Below are 2998 nucleotides of genomic sequence, written 5' to 3' on the forward strand. Positions count from 1 at the left end.
CAACACCTCCTGGCCACCTGGAACGGCACATGCCCGACCTGCCAGCGACCACTGCCCAGACCAAGACCAGCCCCGACCTAACAAAGCACTACTAGGCGGGCCGGGCCGCCTGCAGCCCCTCCTGCAGGGTGAGGAGCGCCTGCTCGGCGTGGGCTCGCACGCTGTCCCAGGCGGCGGTGAAGTCGTGGACGGGGAAGGCGAGGCCAAGGTGCTCGTGGGCCTCGGCATGCCGGGGGAGCGCGTTCAGGAGCGCGGCCTGTTGCTGGGTCAACTTGCCCTCGGCGCGGGCCCTGTCCTGCTTGCGCAGCCACGCGCCAGGCCGGAAGGCCTGGTCGTCGCCGAAGCCGGTACGGTTGGCGGGGCCGTCGAGGGTGCTGCCGGCGGCGAGGTAGGCGAGCAGTCGGCGGTAGGAGCGGTTCCAGTCCGGCTCCAGGCGCCACAGCTCGTCCAGGCCGTTGAGCTTGGCACCTGGTCGGTGGTGAGGTTGTCGGCCTTGCGCTGGCGGCGCATCCACGCACCCACCGCGTAGTCGTCCAGCTTCGCGGCCGCCGGGACCGCCAGGTGGCCGTGCTGGTGGTGGAACGCGGCGGCGTAGGGTAGCCGCGTTCCCAGGCGTTGGCGTTCTTCGACCAGATCATGCCGAGTGCGTCCAGCTCCGAGACGCGGGCCGGGTCGAGCAGGCCTTGGCCGTTCAGGTGGCGCTGGCGAGTGAGCCAGGAGATCAGCTTCGCGTGCTTTGTCTTGTCGGTGGGGTCGAGGTGGCCGTGCTCGATGTGGAACCTGGCGGCGACGGCGTGCATCCGCTGCCACTCGACCGCGCGCGAGTTGAACGCGCGCAGCTTCACGGTCTGCAGGATCTGCGCCGCGTGCTGCTTCGCGTTGATCCGCAACCGCTCGATCGACGACTCCACCAGGGCCGGCTGCTGGTCGCCCTCCCCGGCCCCGGCGGCCTCGCCCTCGGCCGGCTTGGCCACGGTGGTGTGCGCGGTGCCCTGCGAACGGGAGGCACGCAGTTCGGTGATCCGGCCGACCACCCGGGCGTCGTACGCAGCGAGGGCGCGTAGGACCCACCAGATGGTGCGGAAGGAGGACGCCTCGATCTCGGCGTCGGCCTCGCCGTCGTCGTGGACCTCGGACGGATCGGCCGCCGCGGTGTCGTCGCCGACCTCAGGCGTCGGCAGGTACACCGGGATGATGACCCAGGACACCTTGCCCTGCCGGTAGGACTGGCGCAGCGCCCTGCCGACGGCCTGGACGATGTCGATGACGCTCGACTTCGGATCGCTGAAAACGATCGAGTCCACGCTTCTGACGTCGATGCCCTCCGACAGGGGTCGGGCGTTGGCGAGGATGCCGCACTCCTCGCCGTCCTCGCCGGTGTGGGCCTTGAACTCGGTGAAGGCGGCGCGGCGGTCGCGAAGGCGGTCGGTGCCGGCGACCGCCTTCGCCCAGATCCGCTCCGGGCGGTCCTTGTCGTCCAGCAGCTCCGCAGTCTCCAGCAGGGTGCCGGCGAACTCCCTCGCCGCCGACACCCCGGAGTGAAGGGTGATGACCTTGCGCAGCTCAAGGTCGGCGATCGCGCGTAGCACGGCGATCTGCAGGGCCAGGCGCAGCAGTTCCTCGTTGCTGCGCTGGGTGCGGAGGTCGGCAACGGCTGGGAGATTGAGCAGCTCGCGCAGGACCTCGTCGGTGACCACCAGTACGAGGACGCGGTAGTCGGCGAGGTAACCGTGCTCGATGCCCTGTCCGAGGGTCCAGGTGAAGCAGGTCTTGCCGTAGATCGCCTCCGAGTCCATGGAGCAGAGCACGGGCAGCGCCTGGCCGTCGGCGTCGGTGAGGTCGGCCAGGCCGTCCTTCGCGCGCCGGTCGTCGGCGATCCGCGGGGTGGCGGTGAAGTACAGCCAGCGCTTCGCCGGGACCTGAGCGTCGTCGTGGACCGCGGCCCACACCTTCCCTTCGGCGCCGGCGGTGCGGTGCGCCTCGTCGATGACCACCAGGTCCCACGCGGGCAGGCCGAAGTCGCGGTGGGCCTGGACTATGCGCTCCAGCGAGGCGTAGGTGGCGTACACGGTGACCGGCTGGTTGTCGGGGGCGCCGTTGACCAGGTCGGTGAGCCGGGCCGCCTGCGTGGTCACCTCGGCGTGGATCCGGCCGCCGGCTTCCGCGCTCTCCAGCGCCTCCTCCCGCGAACACTCCACGACCGCCAGCCCCCGGCGACCGCCCCGCAGCGACCACGCCTCGGCGGTCGGCTCCAGCAACTCGATCGTCGGCACCAGCACCCGACCCTTCGCCGCCACGCGCCGCGCGCAGCCAGCCGCGATCAGCGTCTTGCCCGAGCCGGTCGCCGCAACCACCGTCGCTCGGCCGCCGTCCTTCACCTCGCGCACCGCGGCCGCCACCGCGTCCTTCTGGAACCACTGCAACGGCAACGGGTTCACCGCAGCGGTGCCGGACGGCTGCGCCGGGACCGGCTGCCCGGCTGCGGCGCGGAACGCGGCCGGCACGTTCTGCTCGGCGGTGGCGGTGGTGGTCTCCACGGCGGTGCTTCTCCTTCGGATGTTGAGACGGCGGGACGGTGTGGGCTGGTGCTGTGGGAGGGTCGGGGCGGGCGGCCCCTCCTCGGGGCCAGGTCATGGATGGGGAGAGGCCGACCGGACTCTCTACTGCTGCTCGGGCGGCACCCAACTGCGGACTTCCAGTAGGCGATGTCGGCGTCCTCAACGGCGCGGCCGGTCTCCACCAGCCACTCGCGCATCGCCTCGGTCACGTCACCGTGGTGGTCCGCGACCCGCTGGGACCACTCGGCGGCATCGAACCCGCCAGTCGAGGAACTGCCCTAGTGTCCTGAGTCCTTGATCCGTCGGATGTATCCAGCGAGGGATTCGAGGATCTGGTCAGCGGTTTTGGTCCAGACGTAGGGCCGGGGGTCGGTGTTCCAGTCGGCGACCCAGGCGCGGATGTCGCGTTCGAGGGCCTGGACGGAGCGGTGGACGCCGCG

The 2998-nt window shown here is 71.1% G+C and carries 1 protein-coding gene and 2 pseudogenes; all 3 read right to left on the bottom strand.

Translation table 11 applies throughout. The features are described from left to right. Positions 1 to 267: 267 nt before the first annotated feature. Positions 268 to 717 (bottom strand): helicase associated domain-containing protein, encoded by a 450-nt coding sequence (locus ACFXPX_RS43665; protein WP_380645101.1) that lies wholly within the window; start codon positions 715 to 717, stop codon positions 268 to 270. Next, positions 648 to 2537 (bottom strand): annotated as a pseudogene (locus tag ACFXPX_RS43670) (DEAD/DEAH box helicase family protein); the annotation flags it as partial. The gene ACFXPX_RS43665 and the pseudogene ACFXPX_RS43670, both read right to left, overlap by 70 nt. Before the next feature lie 299 nt (positions 2538 to 2836). Beyond that, positions 2837 to 2998 (bottom strand): annotated as a pseudogene (locus tag ACFXPX_RS43675) (IS630 family transposase); the annotation flags it as partial.

The organism is Kitasatospora sp. NPDC059146 (genome assembly GCF_042786665.1).
Taxonomy (GTDB): domain Bacteria; phylum Actinomycetota; class Actinomycetes; order Streptomycetales; family Streptomycetaceae; genus Kitasatospora.